Raw genomic sequence first — 20,304 nt, 5'->3', positions numbered from 1 at the left:
GGATGGGCTAGCAGGTCGTCATGCCGACGATCCTGCTGCTCATCTGTTCGAACGTCTTCATGACGGTCGCCTGGTACTGGCACCTCAAGGGCGGGATGAACAAACCGCTGCTGCTAGTCATCCTGATCAGCTGGGCGATCGCCCTCATCGAATATTGCTTCGCCGTGCCGGCCAACCGCCTCGGCTACGCCAGCGGCTGGTCGGGCGCGCAGCTCAAGATCGTGCAGGAAGCGATCACGCTGACCGTGTTCGGCATCTTCATGATTCTGGTGCTCGGCGAGCCGCTCCACTGGCGGCACTTCGCGGCCTTCGCCTGCCTGATGGGCGCGGTCGCCTTTCTGTTCGCCGGCAAGTCCTAGGGCGCAGCCAGCGCCCGTTCGAGCGCCGGTCGGTCCCACCCCGCAAGGTCGGCTCCGGCAGCATGGGCCGAGGCGAAGAACTCGGCCAGCATCGCGGCCGGATCGGCGGCTGCGGCGACATCCGCATAGGGCAGCATCCATTCGCCGAACCCCTCGTCGAAGCGGCCGTGTGCGACGGGCGCGGTGCGGTAGCCAGCGGGCTCGGGATAGATATAGGCGTAGAAGAACGGCTCGGCAGCGGTGACGCCCCCGGCCCAGAAGCCACTGCTCGCGACCTCGTGGCTATAGGCCTCGCGCGCGATCCGGTCAGGCAGGCCGGGCACGCCACCCGGATGAGCGGGCGCACCACGGCCCGAAAAGACGCTCACCGCCAGGTCGAACGCGCCCCACCAGAAATGGACCGGGCTCGCCTTTCCCGCGAACGCCGCGCGGTGATGGCTGAACACCGGCAACATGGCGGCGATCGCTTCGCGAAAGCGTGCCGCCGAATCCTCATCATAGCGGCGCGGCGCATGGTCGCCGGCGAAGGCCACCGCGCCCTCGATCTCGCTCGGTGTCCCGTTGAATGTCGCGGGAAGCCCGAGCCGCGTCAGCGCGGCAACCAGCTCGCGATGGAGGCTGGCGATCGACCCCGCCGCAAGCGCCACCTCCGCCCGCGCGCCATCGCTGACCCGCACTCCGATCGCATGGCGACAAAGATCGAGCGCGAGGGTAAAGCTGCGTCCACCGCTCGCCGCGGTCGGCAGGGCGACGAAGCCCGCGCTGTCGGGCTGTAGCGCGGCGTGCCAGCCGTGGTTGACCCACGGCGCGTGGGCGACGCGGATCTTGCCGAGCATCTGCGCGGCGAGGTGGAGGATCGACAAAGTGTCGTGGTCGCGCGCGACCGTCAGTTCGGGCCAGTCGGACATGCGACTCGCCGTAGCATATCATCGTGGCTTAGGCGCCGATCAGCTCGCGCCCGATCAGCATCCGCCGCACTTCGTTGGTGCCCGCGCCGATGTCGAGCAGCTTGGCGTCGCGCATGAAGCGCTCGACCGGCCAATCCTTGGTGTAACCCGCGCCGCCGAGCGCCTGCACCGCCTCCAGCGCGACCTTCACCGCATTCTCCGAGGCGAGCAGGATCGCCCCCGCCGCATCGAACCGCGTGGTCTTGCCCGCGTCGCACGCCTTGGCGACCTGATAGACGTAGGCCCGCGCCGAATTGAGCGCGACATACATGTCGGCGATCTTTGCCTGCATCAGCTGCTGCGCACCGATCGGCTTGCCGAACTGCTTACGCTCGCGGACGTAGGGGATGACCACGTCGAGACACGCCTGCATGATGCCGAGCTGGATGCCGGCTAGCACGGTGCGCTCATAGTCGAGCCCGCTCATCAGCACCCCGACCCCGCCATTCTCGGGCCCCATGATATTCTCGGCCGGCACGAAGCAGTCGTCGAACACCAATTCACACGTCGGCGAGCCGCGCATCCCGACCTTGTCGATCTTCTGCCCGATCGAGAAACCGTCCATCCCCTTTTCGATGAGGAAGGTGGTGATGCCGCGGCTGCCTTCGTCGGGAGCCGTCTTGGCATAGACCACCAGCACGTCGGCATAGGCCCCGTTGGTGATCCAGAACTTGGTGCCGTTGAGGCGATAACCATTGCCGCTCTTGTCGGCGCGAAGCTTCATCGAGACGACGTCGGACCCCGCCCCCGCCTCGCTCATCGCCAGCGCGCCGACCTTGGTCCCGTCGATCAGGCCGGGGAGATATTTGCGCTTCTGCTCCTCGTTCGCCCAGCGGCGGACCTGGTTCACGCACAGGTTCGAATGCGCGCCGTAGCTCAACCCCACCGAGGCCGACGCCCGCGCCACTTCCTCCTGCGCAACGACATGCTCGAGATAGCCGAGCCCGAGCCCGCCCCATTCTTCCTCGACCGTGATGCCGTGCAGGCCAAGCTCGCCCATCTGCGGCCACAGCTCGATCGGGAAGCGGTCGTCGCGATCGATCTCGGCCGCGATCGGCGCGATCTTGTCGGTGGCGAAGCGCTGCGTGGAGTCGCGGATGGTCTCGGCCATCTCGCCGAGGTCGAATTCCAGGGTGGGTGCGGACATGGGCGTGGGGCTAGCAGAGCGCGCGCATCTTCCACAAGGCAGGCCGCGCGCCTATGTGCAATGCAGCAAATCCCGAGGAGCACTCCCCATGGCCACTGCCGCTGCCGATCCCGTCGTCATCCTCTCCTACGCCCGCACCCCGATGGGCGCGATGCAGGGGGCGCTGGCCGACGTGTCCGCCACCGAGCTCGGCGCGACCGCGGTCAAGGCGGCGGTCGAGCGCGCGGGCGTCGACGGCGGCGACATCGATCGCATCTACATGGGCTGCGTGCTCCCCGCCGGCCTCGGCCAGGCGCCGGCGCGGCAGGCGGCGATCAAGGCCGGGCTGCCGACCAGCGTCCAGGCGACCACCGTCAACAAGGTTTGCGGCTCGGGCATGCAGACGATGATCATGGGCTCCGAGGCGCTCGCCGCGGGCAATGCCGACGTGGTCATCGCTGGCGGCATGGAATCGATGACCAACGCGCCCTACCTGCTCAAGAAACATCGCTCGGGCGCGCGCATCGGCCACGACACCGCCTATGACCACATGTTCCTCGACGGGCTCGAGGACGCCTACGAAGAAGGCCGCGCGATGGGCACCTTCGCGCAGGATACCGCCAACGACTATCAGCTCACCCGCCAGTCGATGGACGACTATGCGATCGAGAGCCTCAGCCGCGCCAAGTCGGCGATCGACAATGGCGGCTTCGCCGACGAGATCGTCGCGGTGACGGTGAAGAGCCGCGCCGGCGAGACCGTGGTCGACAAGGACGAAGCGCCCGGCCGCGGCCGGCCGGACAAGATCCCGCAGTTGAAGCCCGCCTTCGCCAAGGACGGCACGATCACGGCCGCCACCAGCTCGTCCATCTCGGACGGCGCCGCCGCGGTGGTGCTCACCCGCGATTCGGTCGCCCGGGCGAAGGGCCTGACCCCGGTTGCCCGCATCGTCGCCACCGCCGCCCACGCCCAGGCCCCGGCCGAATTCACGATCGCCCCCATCGGCGCGATCCACAAGGTGCTCGACAAGGCCGGCTGGTCCATCGGCGACGTCGACCTGTTCGAGGTCAACGAGGCGTTCGCCTGCGTCGCCATGTTCGCGATGAAGGACCTCGGCATCGGCCACGACAAGATCAACGTCCACGGCGGCGCCACCGCGCTCGGCCACCCGATCGGCGCCAGCGGCACCCGCATCGTCGTCACGCTGCTGAACGCGCTCAAGCAGAAGGGCCTGAAGCGCGGCATCGCCAGCCTCTGCATCGGCGGCGGCGAGGCGACCGCGGTGGCGGTCGAGCTGGTCTAAACGATCAACGCGGCGGCGGGACTATTTCACCGTCTCGCCGTCGCTCACCCCCCAGATGTCGGTGAGGTGGACGAAGCCCGTCTTGTCCCCCGCGATCTTCAGCCGGCACCAGCCTGCGTCGCACTCGTCGACCCGGCCGACCACGCCCGGCTCGACCTTATACTTGAGCCGGCTACCCTCGTCGGGCTTGGCGTAGAGCGGGCGCGGCTGGGTGCCGCGGACGATGGCGGTGCGCCGGTCGCTCAGCAGTGTCACCAGCATCCAGCCGCGCACCCCGTCGGGATCCTCGACATAGCGCCAGTTGGGAAACACCTTGAGCACCCGGATCGGCAGATCGCGCCGCTGGTAAAGCCAGACGCCGGGGAAGTTGCGCCCCGGTCCGGTCCGCATCATCGCCTGCCCGCTGGCGATCGACGCCCAGTAAGGCGGGGTCTTTTCCTGAGCCGCCGCGGCCGCTGGAAGCAACGCCAGCGCCACGCCCGCCACCGCGCCGAGTTTACGCGCCCTCAACCATGACGTACGCATGGTCGCGCCATGTCGTTGCTGACGTACACCGGCCTCACCTTGTGCATCGTGCTCGCGCTGATGCTGTGCGAGCGGCGCTGGAGCGCGTCGGACGAACGCAGCGCGCTCGGCGTCAACATCATCGCCTATCTGCTGTTCATGGCCGGCGGGCTCATCCTGGTACCGCTGTTCGGCCGCCAGGTCAGCGTCCATCTCGTCGACCTTGCGACCTGGCCGTTCCTGCTCGGCCTCGCCGCCTACACGCTGCTGATGGACTTCGGAGAATTCCTCTTTCACCGCGCCCAGCACCGTTTCCCCTGGCTGTGGCGAATGCACGCGCTGCATCATTCCGACCCCAATATGAACGTCACGACCACGTCCCGCCATTATTGGGCGGAGCCGCTGATCAAGTCGCTCACCATCTGGCCGCTTTGCGTCGCTGTGGCCAGTCCCACCCCGGCGATCGTGCTGAGCTACGCGCTGATCAGCATCTACCACAACTTCGTCCACGCCAACCTGCGGGTCGATTTCGGGCGGTGGTCGTGGCTGCTCAATTGCCCGGCCTATCACCGCCGCCATCATTCGGCGCTGCCCGAGCATTTCAACTCGAATTACGCGGCGCTGTTTCCGATCTACGACGTCCTGACCGGCTCGTATCGCCGCCCGGACGGCTTCGCGCCGACCGGCCTTGAGAAGACCCCGCACGGCCTCGGCGACGTCTTCTTCTGGCCGCTGCGCACCAGCGAGCGCTGACGCCCTCGCTCAGGCGCCGGTGAGGATCCGGTCGACCAGCTGCTTCACCGTCGGCACGAAACCGTTCGAGTAGAACGGATCGCTCTTGAAGCGGAATGCCGAGTGGCCCGCGAACATGAGGTTTTGCTCGACCGGTCCGCCGTGGGCGATGTCCTGCAGCGTCTTCTGGATGCAGAAGCTGCGCGGGTCGGCCAGCCGCCCGGTCGAATTCTTCTCATTGTCGGCCCAGCTCGAGAAGCTGCACTGGCTGAGGCAGCCCATGCAATCGGCCTGGTCCTTGCGGATGAGTTTCTCTTCCTCGGGCGTGACGAACACCAGCGTGTCGTCGGGCGTCTTCATCGCATTGGTATAGCCCTGCGCGAACCACTGCCGCGCATGCTGCAGGTCGCCCTTGGTCACCCAATAATTCTTCTTGGTGCCGATGCCGACGTCGAGCTCGAAGGCGTGGTCGCCGATATGCTCCTTGGTGAAGGCGATCTGGCGCTCGCTGCGCGCCTCGAGGTTGCGCAGGAAGGGGTTGCGCACGGCCGACGAATAAAAACCGGTCGGTGAGAATTTGTGGAGGAGGACGTCGCCTTCCTCGAGCGTCATCAGCCGCTGCTTCCACTCGACCGGAATCGGGCTTTCCTGGGTCAGCAACGGCCGCGTCCCGAACTGGAACATGATCGCGCCGAGCTCGGGATTGCCGATCCAATTCTCCCACTCGTCGAGCCGCCACACGCCGCCCGCCATGACGATCGGCACGTCGTCCGAAATGCCGCCCTCGCGCATCACCGCGCGCAGCTCGGCGACGCGCGGATAGGGGTCCTGCGGCGCGCGCGGGTCCTCGGCGTTGCTGAGGCCGTTGTGCCCGCCGGCGAGCCACGGATCCTCATAGACCACGGCTGAAAGGAGATTGGCGACCTTGCTGTAGGCGCGCTTCCACAGCGCGCGGAAGGCACGGCCCGAACTGACGATCGGCAGGTAGGAGACGCCATATTCGGCGGCGATCTCGCTCAGCTTGTAGGGCATGCCGGCGCCGCAGGTGACCCCGGTGACGAGGCCCTTGGTCCGCTCGAGCACGCCGTGCAGCACGCGCTGCGCGCCGCCCATTTCCCACAGCACGTTGATGTTGATGGCGCCCTTGCCCGAAGCCATCTCATAGGCCTTGCGGACCTGCGCGACGGCGCCGTCGATCGCGTAGCGGATCAGCTCCTCATGCCGCTCGCGGCGGGTCATGCCGTTGTAGACCTGGGGCACGATCCGGCCTTCGGGATCGTAGCTGTCGGCGTTGACCGCACTTACGGTACCGATCCCGCCCGCCGCAGCCCAAGCGCCGGAGCTGGCGTGATTGGTCGCCGAAACACCCTTGCCGCCTTCCACCAGCGGCCACACTTCGCGGCCGCCGTACATGATCGGCTGAAGGCCCTTGAACAACGTTTCTCTCCTATGGGTTTGCGGGCGCTATACAGATTGTTCGCGGGTGATTGCCAGAAAAACGCAAAAGGGCCGCCGGCGGTTGCCGGCGGCCCTCTGCTACGGTTTTCAAAACCGACCGTTAGTAGCGGCAGCTGTTCCGGTCGACCGAGTTACCGACCAGCGCGCCGAGCGCACCGCCGATGATCGCACCGGTCGTGCCGCTGCCACCGCGGCGATAGCCGTAGCGGTTGTAGCCACCGCGGCCGATCTGGCTGCCGACCACCGCGCCGGCGACGCCGCCGACGATGGTTCCGGTGGTGCCACTGCAGCGATTGCCGCCGTAGTAGCTGTTCCCGTAATAACCGCGGCCATAGTTGTTGTAGCCGTAGTTGTTGTAGCCGTAGCCGCTGTAACCGTAGTTGCTGTAGCCGCGGTTGTAGCCGTAGCCGCCGTAGCTGTTCCCGTAATAGGGGTTGTACTGCGGATAATAGCCGTTGCTGTAGCCGCCGTAATAATGCGGACGGGCTTCGGCCACGCCGGGGATCGCGACGACGGCAAGGGCCGAAGCGGCGAGTAGAGCCTTCTTAAACATGGCGAACTCCTTCTTGATGCAGGATAAATGCACCAGGCGCCGTGTCGTTGCCCTGAATGTGTCGTTTGCTCAGGTTAAGGCAGCAACGCGAAGTCGAGGCCGATATCGACCGCCGGCGCCGACTGGGTGATCCGCCCCACCGAGATGAAGGTGACCCCGGTCTCGGCAATCCCGCGCACAGTCTCGAGATTGACCCCGCCCGACGCTTCGAGCGGCACGCGCTTGTTCACCAGCGCCACCGCCGCGCGCAGCGTGTCGTTGTTCATATTGTCGAGCAGCAGCCGCTGGGCCCCGGCCGCCAGCGCCGGCTCGATCTGATCGAGCCGATCGACTTCGACCTGGATCTGGAGGCCGGTGTTTGCCGCCAGCGCCCGCGCGACGGCCTGCGCGACCCCGCCGTTCACCGCGACATGATTGTCCTTGATCAGCACTCCGTCGTCGAGCCGCATCCGATGGTTTTGCGCCCCGCCCATCCGTGCCGCATATTTCTCGAGGATGCGCAGCCCCGGCACCGTCTTGCGGGTGTCGAGCAGGATCGCCCCGGTGCCTTCGATCGCGTCGACGTAACGCCGTGTCAGCGTGGCGATTCCCGACAAATGCTGGAGCGTATTCAGCGCCGATCGCTCGGCCGTCAGCATTGCCCGCGCATTGCCCTCGATCCGCATCAGCACTGCCCCGGCGTTGATCCGCTCGCCGTCATGCGCCTCGCTGGCGATCGTCACTGCCGGGTCGAGCGCGCGGAAGAAGGCTTCGGCCAGTTCAATCCCCGCCACCACGATCGGCTCGCGGCAATTCATCGTCGCGCGAAAGCGGGCGCCCGCGTCGATACACGCCGCCGAGGTGACGTCGCCGCCTTCGCCGAGGTCCTCACGAAGCGTGCGCGCGACAAAGTCGGCAAAGTCGAAATCACTGGGCAGCATCGCGCCTCGTTAGTTTCGTGCGCGCACGCTCACAAGCTCAGACCGGCGACTCGGCCTCCGCCGCCGCCTGGCTCGCCTGCCGCCAGCCATCGGCCTCGCGCACGAATTGCGTCGGCTCGGCCGCCTCGAATGCCGTGCCGGCCCAGCGCATCAGCGCCAGCGTCATCTTGCCCGCCGCGATCTCGATCACGTTGAAGCTTTGCGGCTCATCACGCACCCGGGTCGAGGTCGCAGTCCCCGCCTGCACCACCAGCGCACCGCCCGCCCGAGTGACGAGGTCGCTCGCGCGGTGCGTCGAGGCGCGATGGTTGTGCCCGGCGAGCAGCAGGTCGACCTTGACGTCGGCGATCGCGTCGAGCGCCAGTTCCTGCCGGCCGAGCGGCTTGCCGAGCACGCCCGTGTCGTCGACCGGCAGTGCGAACAGCGGATGATGCGTTACCAGCACGCGCATGTCGCTTAATGGCACGCGCCCGAACTCGTCGCGCACGAACGCAATCTGCTCGCGGTTGAGACGCCCGTCCTTGAACGTCGCCGACCGCGCGGTGTTGAGGCCCAGCACCGCCGTGTCGGCCAGCCGGTGGAACGGGCACAGAGTCTCATCGACATATTTGCGATAGCGCGTCAGCGGCGACAGGAAGCGCCGAAGCACGTCGTAAAGCGGAACGTCGTGATTGCCCGGCACCGCCAGCACGTCGTGCCCCGCATCGCGCAGCCGCACCAGGAAGCGGCAGGCCTCCTGGAACTGCTCGGTCCGCGCCCGCTGGGTAAAATCGCCGCTGATGACGACGAGGTCGGGACGCGCCTTATCGACCTCGCGCCCGACCGCGGCGACGATTCTCGGATCATGGGCTCCGAAGTGGAGGTCGGACAGGTGGACGAGACGCGCCATTGCGGTTCAACCGCCGTCATGCTGAACTTGTTTCGCCAGCCGACCCGCTTCTTGCCCGAAGCCTCGATCCTGGTCGGTGACCTCGGCGTGGCGGAAAGACGGGAGCGGCATGGATCGGACGGAAGCCAATAGCGGCACGCGCGACGTCAGCGAGCGACTGCGCTTCGACGAAGCGGCGCTGGCGCGGTGGATGGCCGAGCACGTCCCAGGCTTCGCCGGGCCGCTGACCGTTCGCCAGTTCGCCGGCGGCCAGTCCAACCCGACCTACCAGCTCGGCACGCCCGATGGCGCCTTCGTCCTCCGCCGCAAGCCGCCCGGCAAGCTGCTCCCCGGCGCACACGCCATCGACCGCGAATATCGCGTCCTCTCGGCGCTCGGCGCGCAGGGCTTCGCCGTCCCGCGGGTCTATGCGCTGTGCGAGGACGAGGGCGTCATCGGCACCGCCTTCTACGTGATGGACATGGTGCCCGGGCGGATCGTCTGGGAAGCCCGCTTTCCCGGCCTCGAGCCGGCCGACCGCGCCGCCCACTTCGACGCGATGAACGCCACCATGGCGCAGCTCCACAGCTATGATCCGGCGGCGATCGGGCTCGGCGACTATGGCCGCGCGAGCGGCTTCGTCGAACGCCAGGTCGCGCGCTGGTCGAAGCAATATCTCGGCGATGTCGAGGCCGGGCGGCTGGAGACAATGGACAAGCTGGTCGACTGGCTCGGCCAGCACCTGCCCCCCGACCGCGGCGAGAGCAGGATCGTCCACGGCGACTTCCGCTGCGACAACATGATCTTCGCCGCCGACGCGCCCCAGGTCCGCGCGGTGCTCGACTGGGAATTGTCGACGCTCGGCGATCCCGAGGCCGACTTCGTCTACCACTGCCTGATGTACCGGATGCCCGCCGGCATCTTCACCGGCCTTGCCGGCCTCGACCTTCCCGCGCTCGGCATCCCCAGCGAGGAGAATTATGTCGCCGCTTACTGCCGCCGCACCGGCCGTGCCGGCATTCCGGCCTTCGATTATCTGATCGTCTTCTCGCTGTTCCGGCTCGCCGCCATCATCCACGGTATCAAGGGCCGGCTGGTCCGCGGCAACGCGTCGAGCGCGCATGCCGAGGAATCGGTTCGCGCGCTCGAGCCGCTCGCCGATCTCGCCTGGGCGCAAGCCCGCCAGGCGCGGCTCTGACCAGCCGATGGACGCGGTCCGCCAGGGTGGTTCGTCCGATCCCCTCGCGGCCGCGTCGACCCTCGCCGACGTCGGCCGCGTCCTCAAACGGGTCCCGTTCGCCCGCGCCGCGCTGACCGGCATCCTGCTCGGCCTCGCGATATTGGTGGCGCGCTTCTCCTGGACCCTGCCGATGACCAGCTTCGGCGAGCGGGTCGCCTTCGACGTGCGCTCGCTCCAGGCGGCGCTGTACCATCCGGTTGCGCAGGACAGCCGGATCCTGCTGGTGCCCTATACGCAGGGGACGCAAGAGGCGACCGGCAAACGTTCTCCGCTCGACCGCGCGATCCTCGCCAAGGCGCTGGTCAACCTCGACAAGCTCGACGCCCGCGCGATCGGGATCGACATATTGATCGATCAGCCGCAACCCGAAGACCCGCAATTGCTCGCCGCCTTTCGCGCGCTGCACACCCCGACTTGGCTCGCCTATGCCAGCGCCGTGCACAATGGCGAGGACATGCAGCCGTGGCAGCAGGCGCGCCTCGACGCGCTGTTCGGCAGCCTGCGCGGGACCGCGGTCCACCCCGCCAGCATCCACATCGACGCCGACGGCGACAATGCCATGCGCAGCTGGCCCGACGTCGCCCCCGACCTGCCGCCCTTCCTCCCGCTGGCACTGGCCGGCACGCCCGAGGCGCGCCCCTACCAAGGCAGCATCCGCTACCGCATGCCGTCCGACCCCGAACGACAGGTGTTCCTGAGCCTGCCGATCGACCTGTTCGCCGATCCCGCCACTGCCGCCGCCATGGCCGACCAGGTCCGCGGTCGGATCGTGCTAATCGGCGGCGACCTCCCCGACACCGACCGCTTCGTCACTCCCGAGGGCCGGCTCGCCCAGTCGACCAGCGATTTCGGCCGCCAGTTCCGCGAGAACATCTCGGGGCTCGAGGTCCACGCCACCATGCTCGCGCAGTGGCTCGACGGCCGCACGCCCGCCCCGACCGGCGCGCTCGGCCTGTGGGCGCTGGCGCTGCTGGTGGTGCTGGCGGGGGCGTTCACCGCGATGCTCGACGTGCGCGGCTGGATTCTCGGGCTGGTGCTGGTCGGCCAGCTCGTCTTCTTCGTGGTCACACCTTTCTGGCTCCAGTCGATCGGCGTCGACACCCGCGACCTGCCCGCGGTGGGCTGGGTCGTCGCCTGGTTCATCGCCTTCCTCTCGACCGAGGCGGCGGTGCGTGCGCTCGGCTCCGAGCAGCGCAAATTCGCCAGCGCGGCGCTCGGCAAATATCTCCCGCGCGATATCGCTGCCCAGATCCTGCGCGATCCCGAAAAGCTCACGCTGACCGGAGAGAAGCGTCCGATCTTCGCTTTGTTCACCGACCTCGAGGGCTTCACGCGCCTGTCGCACCGCCTTCCCGCCGAGCAGGTCGCGCCACTCCTCAACGACTACCTCGACGGCATGTGCGAGATCGTACTGCGGCACGGCGGGACGATCGACAAGTTCGTCGGCGACGCCATCGTCGCTTTGTGGGGCGCCCCGATCGCGCGCGAGGACGACGGCGCCCGCACCGCAGCCGCCATGCTCGACATGGTCGCCTTCGCCCGCGAGTTCAGCAAGGAGGCGACCGACGAGGATCAGCCGCAACTCGGCCGCACCCGCGTCGGTGTTCACTACGGCGAAGCCATCGTCGGCAATTTCGGCGGCCGCGACCGCTTCCAGTACACCGCGCTGGGCGACGTGATGAACGCCGCCGCCCGGCTCGAATCGGCCAACAAGGCGCTCAAGACCTCGGGCCTGATCAGCGAGCAAGCTCGCGCATTAAGCGCCAACGACCGCTTCCGCCCGATGGGCCGGATCATCCTGTCCGGCCGCAAGACCCCGATCGAAGTGTGGGAGCCCGCCGCCAACCTCCCCGAAGACCAGCGCGCGCACCTGGCCGCGCTATGGCATCGCTTCGACAACGGCGACCTTGCCGCGCTGGCCGAGCTGCAGGCGTTAACTGTGCATTATCCAGATGATGCAGCATTCGAATTTTTCGTGTATCGGCTCGCCCAGTCCGGCCCGGGAGGGCATTTCGAGCTGCGGGAGAAATAGGGGTGAAGGTCACCAGAATCCTCCTCGGCGCGCTGTTGTTTACGGCCGCCCAGTCCGCGTTTGCCGCCATCATCGTGGTCCGCGCTGTGGGCCCGAGCGCCGGTCAATATCCGGTCGGCAAGGCCCTGCCCGACAGCGCCTCGCTGCGCCTGCGCGGGGGTGACACGGTGGTCCTGCTCGACGCCCGCGGTTCGCGCACCCTCAAAGGGCCCGGCATCTTCCCGGCCGCCGCCACCGGCAGCGCCGGCGGGGTGAGCAGCTTCAGCGCGCTGATGGCCTCGGCCAACGGGCGCCGCGGTCGGGTCGGGGCGGTCCGCCCGGCGCCCCAGCCGCGCCAGTTGTGGCAGGCGAGCAGCGACCATAGCGAGACCTTCTGCTTCACCAATCCCGCCGGCGTCCTCATTCGCCGCGAGAGCATCGCCGATCCGCGCACCATCAGCGTGACCGACCTCGCCACCGGCAAAACCGCGCCGATCCGCTTTGCCGCGGCGCAGCAGGTGGTCGAATGGCCGTCGGCAGTGCCGCTGGTCAGCGGCAACCGCTACCGGATCGGCTCGGCCGAAGCCGCGATGAAGCAGATCGGCGCCGGGACCAGCTTCGCCGATCTCGGCAGCGCGCTGGTCAAGAACGGCTGCCTTGCCCAGCTCGACGCGCTGGGCACGACGACCGCTTACGTCTCCAACTAGGCATCGCCTAGCAGCGACGCCGCCAGCGGCAGCAGCAGCTTGACGTCCATCGCCACGCCCGTCGCGCGGCGCTCGGCAACGAACGCCGCCAGCTCGGCCCGCGGAACGAGGTGGACGGTGATGTCCTCCTCGCCCGCGACGCCCCCGCCCGCCCCGATCCGGCGAACGTCGTGCGCTCGCACCAGGGTGAAGCTCTCGCTCAGCATGCCGGGCGAGGCGTGGAAGTCGCCAAGCCGCTCGACCCGCCCGGCGGTAAAACCGGTCTCCTCCTCGAGCTCGGCCATCGCCGTGCCCTCGATCGTCGCATTGGGGTGGTGATCGCCGACCAGCCCCGCCGGCAGCTCGAGGCACCGCCCGCCGACCGCGACGCGATATTGCTCGACCAGGATCAGCTGCCCGTCGGTCTCGGCGAGGATGACCACCGCGCGGATTCCGCCGACCCGGCCCGCAAACTCCCATTTGCCGCGAGTGCAGGCCTGAACGAACCGACCCTGCCACTGGATTTCGAGGGGGGCGGTAAAATCGGGGTCGGCCATGTCCTGAGCCGGTCGAAGGGTCACAGCTCGATCAATTTGTCGGGGATCTCGTTGCGGTCGTCCACCGCGCGGGGGAAATGGCCGGCAAGCACCGCGCCGACCCGCTCGACCGCCTTGATCAGCCCGTCGGCCGGTCGCCCCGCCCGGATCTCGCTCGTCAGCTCGGTCATCGCCTCGCCCCACGTCTCGGGCGTAGTCACCGCCATGATCGCTTCGTCGGCGACGATCTCCGCGCGTCGCTCGGCCACCGAGAGATAGATGAGGATGCCGGTGCGGCCGGTCGTACGCCGCTCGGCCGCCGCCTTGAACAGCGCCACCGCGCGCCGCCGCACCCGGCGGTGCTTGGTCGCCCCCGGGGTCAGCGCCAGCCGCAGCGGGCGCCAGCGCAGAATCAGCAGCGCCGCGGTGAACTTGAGCAGCGCCAACGCCATCAGGAAGAACAGGGTCTCACGCAGCGACGGCGCCCCACTCCAGTCGCTGCCAAGCAGCGCCTCGCGCCACCATAGCAGCGCGTTCGGAAAGGCCGCCGCCCACGCCAGCACCAGCGCCAGCACCACCACCGCCCATTGCAGCGCGACGTCGTGATAGGCGTCCGACTGCTCGGTCACGATGGTCACGATCTCGCCCGCGCTCGCCGCTTCGGCGGCGGTGACCGCCGCGCCGACCCGCTCACGGTCGGCCTCGCTGATCGCCAGACTCACCACGATCCGCTCGCGCCCCCGCCGCCGGTCGAGCCGCCACCGCCGCCCCAACCGCCAAAGTCGCCGCCGCCACCGCCGAAGCCGCCGCCACCGCCAAAGCCGCCGCCGCCGCCCCAACCGCCGCCGCGCGAGCCGCGGCTGAGCGCGTCGAGCCCCCACAGCACGACCCACGGACTGATCCCCCCGCCGCTGCCACGATAGGGCCGCCCGCCGAGCCGCCGAGTAAAAGACAAGAGCATGAACAGGATCACCATTCCCCAGATGATCATCGGCGCGAAGCTGTCGAACCCGGGCGAGGCCCGCTGCTGCCGCTGCTGCTGCGCGAGGGCGCCGGCGCGCTGCCGTTGCTCCTCTGGCGACAGCTGCATGAACCCCGCGATGGCGTTGACGCCCGCCTTGATCCCGCCGGAATAGTCGTTCGCCTTGAACCGCGGCGTGATCTGGTCGCGGATGATCCGCCCGGCGACAAGGTCGGTCAGGAAGCCCCCGGCGCCATAGCCGGTGGTAATCCGCACCCTCCGCTCATTGGGCGCGACGAGCAGGAGCACCCCGTCATCGGCCTCGCTCGTGCCGAGCTTCCACTCGCGGAACAGCAGCGGCGCGTAGGTGTCGATGTCCTGCCCGCCGAGACTGGTCACCGTCGCCACGGCGAGCTGGCGGCCGGTCGTCTGCTTGAGCTGGTAGAGCTGCTGGGTCAGCGCCTGCTTGTCGGCTGGCGAGAGCAGGTTCGCCTCGTCGGTCACCCATCCCGTCTGCTTGGGATAGGTCTGCGCCGCCGCCGGCACCGCGAGCAGCACCAGCAGGATGAAGGCGAACCAGCGCCGCAAAGGTGCCGTCAGCGGCACGGCCGGACGATCAGGCGCCGAAGTCGACCTTGGGCGCATTCTGGGCGCCGGCCGAGGCCTCGAACGGCACCTTGGGCTTGGCGCCGTAGAAGATCTTGGCGCCGATGGCGTCGGGGAAAGTCCGGATGGTCGTGTTATACTGGCGCACCGCCTCATTGTAGTCGCGGCGGGCGAAGTCGATCCGGTTCTCGGTCCCCTCGAGCTGGGTCTGCAGGTCGGTGAAGTTCTGCAGGCTCTTCAGTTCGGGATAGCGCTCCTGGATCATCGGCCCGAGCAGCGGCCGCACCGCCGCCGTCACCTGCGCCTGGGCGGCATCGAAATTGCGCACCTTCTGCGGATCGGACAGGTCCTGCGGGCTTAGCTGGACGCTGGTCGCCTTGGCGCGCGCCTCGCTGACCCCGATCAGCACCGTGCTCTCCTGCTTGGCGGCGGCCTTCACCGTCGAGACGAGGTTGCCGATCAGGTCCGAGCGCCGCTGATAGTCGGCTTGGAGATCGGCCCATTTGGCGTTGACCTTCTCCTCGGAGGTCGGGATCGAATTCAACCCGCAGGCCGAAAGGCTGAGCGCGGCGAGCGGCACGAAAAGTCCGAAGCGGCGAAGGGCGGTCATGATCTGGCAGTCCCCTGAAACGTCCAAGGTGCCTTAGATAGATGACACACTCGGCCGTTTCAATTGGCCGCGACCGGCCGTCCGCTGAACCCGGCCGCCTGGCGCAATGCGTCGCCGTCCATCAGCACGCCGTCGAGCACCACTTTGTCGACCTGCCGCAGCGCGCCGAGGTTCCGCTCGACATCCCCATCGACGAGGATGAGGTCCGCCGTCTTGCCCGGCGCGACCGAGCCGACGCGGCTGTCCATCCCCGTCATCCGCGCCGGAATGATGGTCGCGGTCTGCAGCGCCTCGGCGTTGGTCAGACCCGCCTTCTGATAGAGTTCGAGTTCGCGGACGAGTTCGAGCCCCGAGCCGTCGGTGCCGGCGACGATCCGTACCCCCGCCTGGTGGAGCCGGCCGACGAGGCCGACCATCTTGTCGAAGCTCTTGCGGAAGTCGTCGCGGGTGAGGTTGCCGAACAGCGGATAGCCCGAAATCTTCCAGCCGCGCGCCACCGCCGGGGGCGAGACCGGCGCGAACGGCGCATATTCGGGCGAGATGCTGGTCCCGTCCGAGATCATCAGCGGCTCCCACACCGTTAGCGTCGGATCGACGATCGTCTTGCGCTGGGCGAGTTCGGCGTAGAACGCCTTCATCGCCGGCGAATCGAGGTCGACGTCCTTGCCGTACTGCGCCGGCCCCTCGAGGCGCGCGGCGGTGTTCGCCTTGTCGACCACCGACTGCGGCATCGCCTGCATCATGATGAAGTTGATGTGCGTGACCTCGTCATAACCCGCGCGCACCGCGTCGAGCGGCCGCATTCCGGCCGGCACATGGCCGTGGACGTGCAGCCCCAGCCGATGCGCCTCGGCCGCGCCGGGCGCGATCCACGCCGGATTCATCGAGGTGTAGAATTTGGCGCCCCACAGCCCCGCCGCCTTGATCTTGCGGACTGCCGCGATGGTCTCTTCCGCCGAGCTGACCGTCAGCGCGCCCTGCGCCGCCAGCGGGTCCTTGCGGTCGATGATTACCGACACCTTGCCGTCGGGGGCGAGCAGATCGCCCGCGGCGCGGCGCTGGTAGATGCTCTGCGCGTCCTCGATCAGCGAGCCGGGGCTGCGATAATTGGTCATCCCCGTGGCGACATTCTGCAGCAGGGCGAAATCGTCGCCGCCGACATGCTGGTGCGAATCCCACAGTCCCGGCAGCAGCGTCTTGCCGCGCCCGTCGATCCGCCGCGTGCCCACCGGCACCCGCAGCGAGCCGCCGGCGCCGACGCTCGCCACCTTGCCGTTCGCCACCAGTACCGCGCGGTCGGCGAGATACCGCCCCGCCACCGAATCGAACAATTTCACATGGTCGAACAGGGTCGGCGCCGCATTCTCGCGCGCCAGGAACCGGTGAGCGATGTCGCGCACCAGCTTGGCGGTCTCGGCGTCCGCGATCGCCTTCATGCGTTCAGCATTGGCCTCATAGCCCTCAGGCAGCAGGCTGATCTGCCCAGCCGAGCCGAAGAACTTGTTGTCGGCGGTCAGCCACACCGGCCGCGGCGCGAAGCCGAAGCCGTCGCTGAAGGCGAGCTTGATCGTTTCCGGGCCCTTGGGGCCGCTGATCTGGACCGGACGCACGATCCGCAGCCGCCCCTTGCCGCCGGGCAGTAGCTCGATCCCGCGCTCACCCGCCGCCAGATAGGCCGCGGCGTCGTCGACCCCGTCGAACCACGGGCCGCCATAATTGCTGTAGCGCTTGGCGCCGAACGGGGCCGAGCCGCTGTCGACCGAGGTCTGCCAATGGGCGATCCCCGCCGGATCGACCTTGAAGCTTTCGGTCGCGTCGCCCGAATCGGTGAAGCCGCGCACCTCGACCGCCACCGGCCGCCCGTCGGGCCCAAGCGTCGCCACCTGGTCGATTTCGGTGATCCATCCGCGCAGCGACATCGACATGCGCGACGCCACCCGCCCATCGGGCAGCGTCCACACCCAGTCGTCGCCATGCTTGCCGGCCTTCGAAGAGATGGTGAAATGCCGCGCGGTGGGCGGCGGGACCAGCAACTGGTCCTTGGTGATGGTCGCCGCCGGCGCAATCGATGCACTCGCCAGCAACAGCACGCCAAGCAGCTTGTTCGTCATCGCCTCGCCCCCACCTGTTGGAAGCGAGAGTGACAGCAAACCGGCGAGGTGGAAAGTGGGAGGCTTCTGTTGCCCGGTGCCTCCCGTACCGCTGGAATCCCCTTCTGTTGCCCGGCGGGGTCCGACCGCGCTTTTGTCCTAGTAACGTCTGACCGTTAGGCCGTCAGTTACGCGGCAATCGCAAGAGCCTCGTTATCGTTGGCACTTGTGTGAAGAACGGTTTTACGGCTCGCTCACGCCGACTGGCAGCCAACCCTTTATTGCACCCGTCGATCCTGTTTCGCCCCCATCAGCAACGACGTTCTCTCGTCCGTCGCTGGTGGTGGAGGCGCCGGGGTACTGCCCCCCGGGTCCGAAGTGCCTATTCCAGAAGGCGATCTACCAGCATAGCCGGTTGCCCGGCCCTCTCTATGTAGGCGCTTGCGCGTCGTTTCTCAAGCGGACCCAGCGCTCGCGGCCCGGGAACCCTCGCGGAAGCACTGGCGTTGAGCCGCGCCAAGCGGGTAAGAACAGCCCGCTCACCAAGCATAGACACGAAGGGGAAAGTTCATGAAGAAGCTGACGTTCGCGCTGGTCGGCGCCGCCGCCCTCGCGCTCACCGCCTGCGGCGGCAAGGGCGACGACGCGCTCGCCGACAATGTGCAGGCGAACTACGACAACGCCGCCGAGAACCTCGACATGATGGCGGACAACACCGGCAACGCCGCCGTCGCCGACTCGCTCCACAACCAGGCCGATCAGCTCAAGGCCGAGGGCGATCGCAAGGCCGACGCGATCGACGATGCCGACGTCAACGCGCAGAACAGCGCTGAAGCGGCCGCCGCCGTCAACGCCATGTGATCACTCGCTTCGGCGACTGACGAAGGCCGGTCCGTTCGCGGGCCGGCCTTTTTCTTTGTTGCCAGCGCGCCTAGGTCGGCGGCGATGGCCGACGATGCGATCCCTGCGGCGACCCTGGTGGTGATGCGCGACATGGCCGATGGCCCGCCTGAACTGCTGATGGTCACCCGCACCGCCCGGATGGCCTTCGCCGCGGGCGCAATGGTCTTCCCCGGCGGCCGGATCGACGACGGCGACCGCGCGCTCGCCGCCAGTGACGAGGATGCCGCCAAGGTCGCGGCGATCCGCGAGACGATCGAGGAAACCGGCCTCTCGGTCGGCCTGCCACCCGCCGCCCCGCCCTCGCTCCAAGAGCATCTGCACGCAGGCGCGCCCTTCGCCGATCTGCTCGACCGCCACGGTCTTGCCCTCGACCTCGCCGCCCTCGTCCCGTTCGCCCGCTGGAAGCCGACCTTCAAGCACACGCGGCGGTTCGACACCCTCTTCTTCCTCGCCCGCGCGCCGGCCAATCCCCCGCCCCTTCGGCCGCAGCCGGGCGAGTGCGACGGCGCCGAGTGGCTAACCGCCGCCGCGGTAATCGCTCGGGTGGCGGCCGGCACGGCCAATGCGATCTTCCCCACCGTCCGCAATCTCGAGAGGCTCGCCCAATTCGCCTCGTTCAATGATGCCGCCGCACATGCCGCGGCACACCCGGTCGAGACGATCAGTCCGTGGATCGAGGAGGCGGAGGGCGAGCAGTGGCTGCGCATCCCCGACCACCTCGGCTATCCGGTCACCCGCGAGCGATTGAGCTCGGCCGTGCGAGGCTGATCCGCCGCCGACGCGTTGGGCGAGGATGTTGCGTGCGCTTCGCTGGTTCCTCGTCCTCACCGTCATCGGCATCGGCATCATCGAGGGCAAGGCCGCCTACGATCGCCGCCCGCAGGACTTCCCCTGGACGGCGTTCGACCTCGATCAGCCCACCGGTCGCTTCACCGCCGCCAAGATCGCCGCGCTCGGCGAGGAGCCAAGGCAGTGCCGGGCCCTGCTCGCGGCCGCCGGCGTGCGCGATCGAGCGGCGCCGGCCCGCCGGGCCGGGCCGACCTGCGGCTTCGCCGACGGGATGTTCATCCTTCCCGGCGGCGCTCGTGACAGCCGCTTGAGCCCGGCGGGGATCGTCACCAGCTGCCCGATCGCTTCTGCACTGCTGCTATGGGATCGCCGGACCCTGCAGCCCGCGGCGGCGAAACTGCTCGGCAGCCCGGTCGCGGCGATCCTTCACGCCGGCAGCTATAATTGTCGCCGGATCAACGGCGCCGAGGCCGGCGCGTGGTCCGAACATGCCACCGCCGATGCCATCGACGTGCTCGGTTTCCGGCTTGCCGATGGCCGCACCGTCTCGATCGCGCGGGATTGGCGGGGCAGCGGCCGGGAGGCGCGCTTCCTTCACGAGGTCAGGGACGGCGGCTGCGGCCTCTTCACGACCGTGCTGTCGCCCGACTATAACGCCGCGCACCGCGATCACCTTCACCTCGACACCGCCGACCGTGGGCCCGTCGGGTGGAACGCCTGCCGCTAGCCTCGCGCCGTCCAGCCAAAAGAAAAGGGACCCGCCCGGCCCCGGGCAGGTCCCTCATCGAAAAACGCCGTTCTGTTTTACGACAGGTGCTTGGACAGGTGCTTGTTCATCTCGAACATCGTGCAACGATCCTTGCCGAAGATCTTCTTCAGCTTGTCGTCGGCGACGATCTCGCGCTTGTTTTGCGGGTTCTGCAGGTTGTTCTTGCGGATGTGATCCCACACCTTCGAGACGACTTCGCTGCGCGGCAGCGGATTGCTGCCGACGATTTCCGCCAGATCCTTCGACGGAGTCACCGGGCGAGCCAGGCCGCCCCCTGCTTTACGACCAGTCCCGCTCGCTTCTTTAGCCATGAGGCCCTCCTGTTGTTCCTCT

General features: G+C 68.1%; 22 protein-coding genes and 1 other RNA gene. 9 read left to right on the top strand and 14 right to left on the bottom strand.

Annotated features, from left to right (window positions below; translation table 11 throughout):
* The first annotated feature begins 20 nt into the window (after positions 1 to 20).
* On the top strand, positions 21 to 359 hold the full coding sequence (locus tag GCU42_RS14505) for a DMT family protein (RefSeq protein ID WP_114228740.1): 339 nt from the start codon (positions 21 to 23) through the stop codon (positions 357 to 359).
* On the opposite strand, the gene GCU42_RS14500 is transcribed toward GCU42_RS14505, so the two are convergent.
* Together GCU42_RS14500 and GCU42_RS14495 are read right to left on the bottom strand one after the other, a co-directional pair.
* Positions 356 to 1,267, bottom strand: a complete 912-nt coding sequence (locus tag GCU42_RS14500) for a DUF5996 family protein (RefSeq protein ID WP_114228739.1) — start codon at positions 1,265 to 1,267, stop codon at positions 356 to 358. The two genes, GCU42_RS14505 and GCU42_RS14500, sit on opposite strands and share 4 nt — an antisense overlap.
* 28 nt (positions 1,268 to 1,295) lie before the next feature.
* Positions 1,296 to 2,453: an isovaleryl-CoA dehydrogenase gene (locus GCU42_RS14495; RefSeq protein WP_114228738.1), complete on the bottom strand. Its 1,158-nt coding sequence runs from the start codon at positions 2,451 to 2,453 to the stop codon at positions 1,296 to 1,298.
* A gap of 88 nt (positions 2,454 to 2,541) precedes the next feature.
* On the opposite strand from GCU42_RS14495, the gene GCU42_RS14490 reads away from it, so the two are divergent.
* Entirely contained in the window at positions 2,542 to 3,735 is a 1,194-nt protein-coding gene (locus GCU42_RS14490) for an acetyl-CoA C-acyltransferase (RefSeq protein ID WP_114228737.1), read from the top strand.
* 21 nt (positions 3,736 to 3,756) lie between these two features.
* Here the strand turns inward: GCU42_RS14490 and GCU42_RS14485 are convergent, their stop codons facing one another.
* Positions 3,757 to 4,260 carry an SH3 domain-containing protein gene (locus tag GCU42_RS14485; RefSeq protein ID WP_114228736.1) on the bottom strand — a complete coding sequence of 168 codons (504 nt, stop codon included), beginning with the start codon at positions 4,258 to 4,260 and terminating at the stop codon, positions 3,757 to 3,759.
* A gap of 9 nt (positions 4,261 to 4,269) precedes the next feature.
* On the opposite strand from GCU42_RS14485, the gene GCU42_RS14480 reads away from it, so the two are divergent.
* Positions 4,270 to 4,992 (top strand): sterol desaturase family protein, encoded by a 723-nt coding sequence (locus tag GCU42_RS14480; protein WP_114228735.1) that lies wholly within the window; start codon positions 4,270 to 4,272, stop codon positions 4,990 to 4,992.
* A gap of 9 nt (positions 4,993 to 5,001) precedes the next feature.
* Here GCU42_RS14480 and GCU42_RS14475 read toward each other — a convergent pair whose 3' ends face one another.
* From GCU42_RS14475 to GCU42_RS14460, 4 genes are all read right to left on the bottom strand, one after another.
* Positions 5,002 to 6,408 carry an NAD(P)H-dependent flavin oxidoreductase gene (locus GCU42_RS14475; protein ID WP_114228734.1) on the bottom strand — a complete coding sequence of 469 codons (1,407 nt, stop codon included), beginning with the start codon at positions 6,406 to 6,408 and terminating at the stop codon, positions 5,002 to 5,004.
* Positions 6,409 to 6,529: 121 nt separating this feature from the next.
* Positions 6,530 to 6,982: a glycine zipper 2TM domain-containing protein gene (locus GCU42_RS14470; RefSeq protein ID WP_240309545.1), complete on the bottom strand. Its 453-nt coding sequence runs from the start codon at positions 6,980 to 6,982 to the stop codon at positions 6,530 to 6,532.
* A 74-nt stretch (positions 6,983 to 7,056) separates the two neighbouring features.
* On the bottom strand, positions 7,057 to 7,902 hold the full coding sequence (gene nadC, locus GCU42_RS14465; RefSeq protein ID WP_114228733.1) for a carboxylating nicotinate-nucleotide diphosphorylase: 846 nt from the start codon (positions 7,900 to 7,902) through the stop codon (positions 7,057 to 7,059).
* A gap of 37 nt (positions 7,903 to 7,939) precedes the next feature.
* Complete coding sequence (locus tag GCU42_RS14460) at positions 7,940 to 8,791, bottom strand: metallophosphoesterase family protein (protein ID WP_114228732.1); 852 nt, start codon at positions 8,789 to 8,791, stop codon at positions 7,940 to 7,942.
* Positions 8,792 to 8,900: 109 nt separating this feature from the next.
* Here GCU42_RS14460 and GCU42_RS14455 point away from each other — a divergent pair, with 109 nt between their 5' ends.
* Genes GCU42_RS14455 through GCU42_RS14445 form a run of 3 tightly spaced genes read left to right on the top strand, consistent with a single transcriptional unit; the run spans position 8,901 to position 12,728 of the window.
* Positions 8,901 to 9,968: a phosphotransferase gene (locus GCU42_RS14455; protein ID WP_114228731.1), complete on the top strand. Its 1,068-nt coding sequence runs from the start codon at positions 8,901 to 8,903 to the stop codon at positions 9,966 to 9,968.
* Positions 9,892 to 12,042: an adenylate/guanylate cyclase domain-containing protein gene (locus GCU42_RS14450; RefSeq protein ID WP_246165632.1), complete on the top strand. Its 2,151-nt coding sequence runs from the start codon at positions 9,892 to 9,894 to the stop codon at positions 12,040 to 12,042. Before GCU42_RS14455 ends, GCU42_RS14450 begins: the two co-directional genes overlap by 77 nt.
* Positions 12,043 to 12,044: 2 nt before the next feature.
* Positions 12,045 to 12,728, top strand: a complete 684-nt coding sequence (locus GCU42_RS14445) for a hypothetical protein (RefSeq protein ID WP_114228730.1) — start codon at positions 12,045 to 12,047, stop codon at positions 12,726 to 12,728.
* On the opposite strand, the gene GCU42_RS14440 is transcribed toward GCU42_RS14445, so the two are convergent.
* From GCU42_RS14440 to ssrA, 6 genes are all read right to left on the bottom strand, one after another.
* Positions 12,725 to 13,264, bottom strand: a complete 540-nt coding sequence (locus GCU42_RS14440) for an NUDIX hydrolase (protein WP_114228729.1) — start codon at positions 13,262 to 13,264, stop codon at positions 12,725 to 12,727. The two genes, GCU42_RS14445 and GCU42_RS14440, sit on opposite strands and share 4 nt — an antisense overlap.
* A 20-nt stretch (positions 13,265 to 13,284) precedes the next feature.
* Positions 13,285 to 13,965, bottom strand: coding sequence for a TPM domain-containing protein (locus GCU42_RS14435; protein ID WP_114228879.1), 681 nt, complete (start codon positions 13,963 to 13,965; stop codon positions 13,285 to 13,287).
* A complete protein-coding gene (locus tag GCU42_RS14430) occupies positions 13,962 to 14,810 on the bottom strand; it encodes a TPM domain-containing protein (RefSeq protein WP_335341024.1) in 849 nt (282 codons plus the stop codon). The genes GCU42_RS14435 and GCU42_RS14430 overlap by 4 nt, the downstream gene beginning before the upstream one ends.
* A 10-nt stretch (positions 14,811 to 14,820) precedes the next feature.
* Positions 14,821 to 15,420, bottom strand: a complete 600-nt coding sequence (locus GCU42_RS14425; protein WP_114228727.1) for a LemA family protein — start codon at positions 15,418 to 15,420, stop codon at positions 14,821 to 14,823.
* A gap of 59 nt (positions 15,421 to 15,479) precedes the next feature.
* Positions 15,480 to 17,531, bottom strand: coding sequence for an amidohydrolase family protein (locus tag GCU42_RS14420; RefSeq protein ID WP_114228726.1), 2,052 nt, complete (start codon positions 17,529 to 17,531; stop codon positions 15,480 to 15,482).
* A gap of 92 nt (positions 17,532 to 17,623) precedes the next feature.
* Positions 17,624 to 17,973: a transfer-messenger RNA gene (gene ssrA / locus GCU42_RS14415) on the bottom strand.
* Between the two features lie 107 nt (positions 17,974 to 18,080).
* On the opposite strand from ssrA, the gene GCU42_RS14410 reads away from it, so the two are divergent.
* From GCU42_RS14410 to GCU42_RS14400, 3 genes are all read left to right on the top strand, one after another.
* Complete coding sequence (locus tag GCU42_RS14410) at positions 18,081 to 18,371, top strand: hypothetical protein (RefSeq protein ID WP_114228725.1); 291 nt, start codon at positions 18,081 to 18,083, stop codon at positions 18,369 to 18,371.
* A gap of 84 nt (positions 18,372 to 18,455) precedes the next feature.
* Positions 18,456 to 19,181, top strand: coding sequence for an NUDIX domain-containing protein (locus GCU42_RS14405; protein ID WP_114228724.1), 726 nt, complete (start codon positions 18,456 to 18,458; stop codon positions 19,179 to 19,181).
* Positions 19,182 to 19,206: 25 nt separating this feature from the next.
* Positions 19,207 to 19,929, top strand: a complete 723-nt coding sequence (locus GCU42_RS14400; RefSeq protein ID WP_114228723.1) for an extensin-like domain-containing protein — start codon at positions 19,207 to 19,209, stop codon at positions 19,927 to 19,929.
* A 77-nt stretch (positions 19,930 to 20,006) separates the two neighbouring features.
* On the opposite strand, the gene GCU42_RS14395 is transcribed toward GCU42_RS14400, so the two are convergent.
* A complete protein-coding gene (locus GCU42_RS14395; protein WP_114228722.1) occupies positions 20,007 to 20,282 on the bottom strand; it encodes an SWIB/MDM2 domain-containing protein in 276 nt (91 codons plus the stop codon).
* Between the last annotated feature and the right edge of the window lie 22 nt (positions 20,283 to 20,304).

This window comes from Sphingomonas ginsengisoli An et al. 2013, assembly GCF_009363895.1.
Taxonomy (GTDB): domain Bacteria; phylum Pseudomonadota; class Alphaproteobacteria; order Sphingomonadales; family Sphingomonadaceae; genus Sphingomicrobium; species Sphingomicrobium ginsengisoli.
The sequence above is the reverse complement of the archived record's forward strand: the minus strand, read 5'-3'. Positions and strand labels throughout refer to the sequence as shown.

What these genes read in the sequence shown, in the direction of transcription:
- GCU42_RS14505 (WP_114228740.1), top strand. Translation starts at nt 21, where the DNA reads ATGCCGACGATCCTGCTGCTCATCTGTTCGAACGTCTTCATGACGGTC.
- GCU42_RS14500 (WP_114228739.1), bottom strand. Translation starts at nt 1,267, where the DNA reads ATGTCCGACTGGCCCGAACTGACGGTCGCGCGCGACCACGACACTTTG.
- GCU42_RS14495 (WP_114228738.1), bottom strand. Translation starts at nt 2,453, where the DNA reads ATGTCCGCACCCACCCTGGAATTCGACCTCGGCGAGATGGCCGAGACC.
- GCU42_RS14490 (WP_114228737.1), top strand. Translation starts at nt 2,542, where the DNA reads ATGGCCACTGCCGCTGCCGATCCCGTCGTCATCCTCTCCTACGCCCGC.
- GCU42_RS14485 (WP_114228736.1), bottom strand. Translation starts at nt 4,260, where the DNA reads ATGCGTACGTCATGGTTGAGGGCGCGTAAACTCGGCGCGGTGGCGGGC.
- GCU42_RS14480 (WP_114228735.1), top strand. Translation starts at nt 4,270, where the DNA reads ATGTCGTTGCTGACGTACACCGGCCTCACCTTGTGCATCGTGCTCGCG.
- GCU42_RS14470 (WP_240309545.1), bottom strand. Translation starts at nt 6,982, where the DNA reads ATGTTTAAGAAGGCTCTACTCGCCGCTTCGGCCCTTGCCGTCGTCGCG.
- nadC (WP_114228733.1), bottom strand. Translation starts at nt 7,902, where the DNA reads ATGCTGCCCAGTGATTTCGACTTTGCCGACTTTGTCGCGCGCACGCTT.
- GCU42_RS14460 (WP_114228732.1), bottom strand. Translation starts at nt 8,791, where the DNA reads ATGGCGCGTCTCGTCCACCTGTCCGACCTCCACTTCGGAGCCCATGAT.
- GCU42_RS14455 (WP_114228731.1), top strand. Translation starts at nt 8,901, where the DNA reads ATGGATCGGACGGAAGCCAATAGCGGCACGCGCGACGTCAGCGAGCGA.
- GCU42_RS14450 (WP_246165632.1), top strand. Translation starts at nt 9,892, where the DNA reads ATGCCGAGGAATCGGTTCGCGCGCTCGAGCCGCTCGCCGATCTCGCCT.
- GCU42_RS14440 (WP_114228729.1), bottom strand. Translation starts at nt 13,264, where the DNA reads ATGGCCGACCCCGATTTTACCGCCCCCCTCGAAATCCAGTGGCAGGGT.
- GCU42_RS14425 (WP_114228727.1), bottom strand. Translation starts at nt 15,420, where the DNA reads ATGACCGCCCTTCGCCGCTTCGGACTTTTCGTGCCGCTCGCCGCGCTC.
- GCU42_RS14420 (WP_114228726.1), bottom strand. Translation starts at nt 17,531, where the DNA reads ATGACGAACAAGCTGCTTGGCGTGCTGTTGCTGGCGAGTGCATCGATT.
- GCU42_RS14410 (WP_114228725.1), top strand. Translation starts at nt 18,081, where the DNA reads ATGAAGAAGCTGACGTTCGCGCTGGTCGGCGCCGCCGCCCTCGCGCTC.
- GCU42_RS14405 (WP_114228724.1), top strand. Translation starts at nt 18,456, where the DNA reads ATGGCCGACGATGCGATCCCTGCGGCGACCCTGGTGGTGATGCGCGAC.
- GCU42_RS14400 (WP_114228723.1), top strand. Translation starts at nt 19,207, where the DNA reads ATGTTGCGTGCGCTTCGCTGGTTCCTCGTCCTCACCGTCATCGGCATC.
- GCU42_RS14395 (WP_114228722.1), bottom strand. Translation starts at nt 20,282, where the DNA reads ATGGCTAAAGAAGCGAGCGGGACTGGTCGTAAAGCAGGGGGCGGCCTG.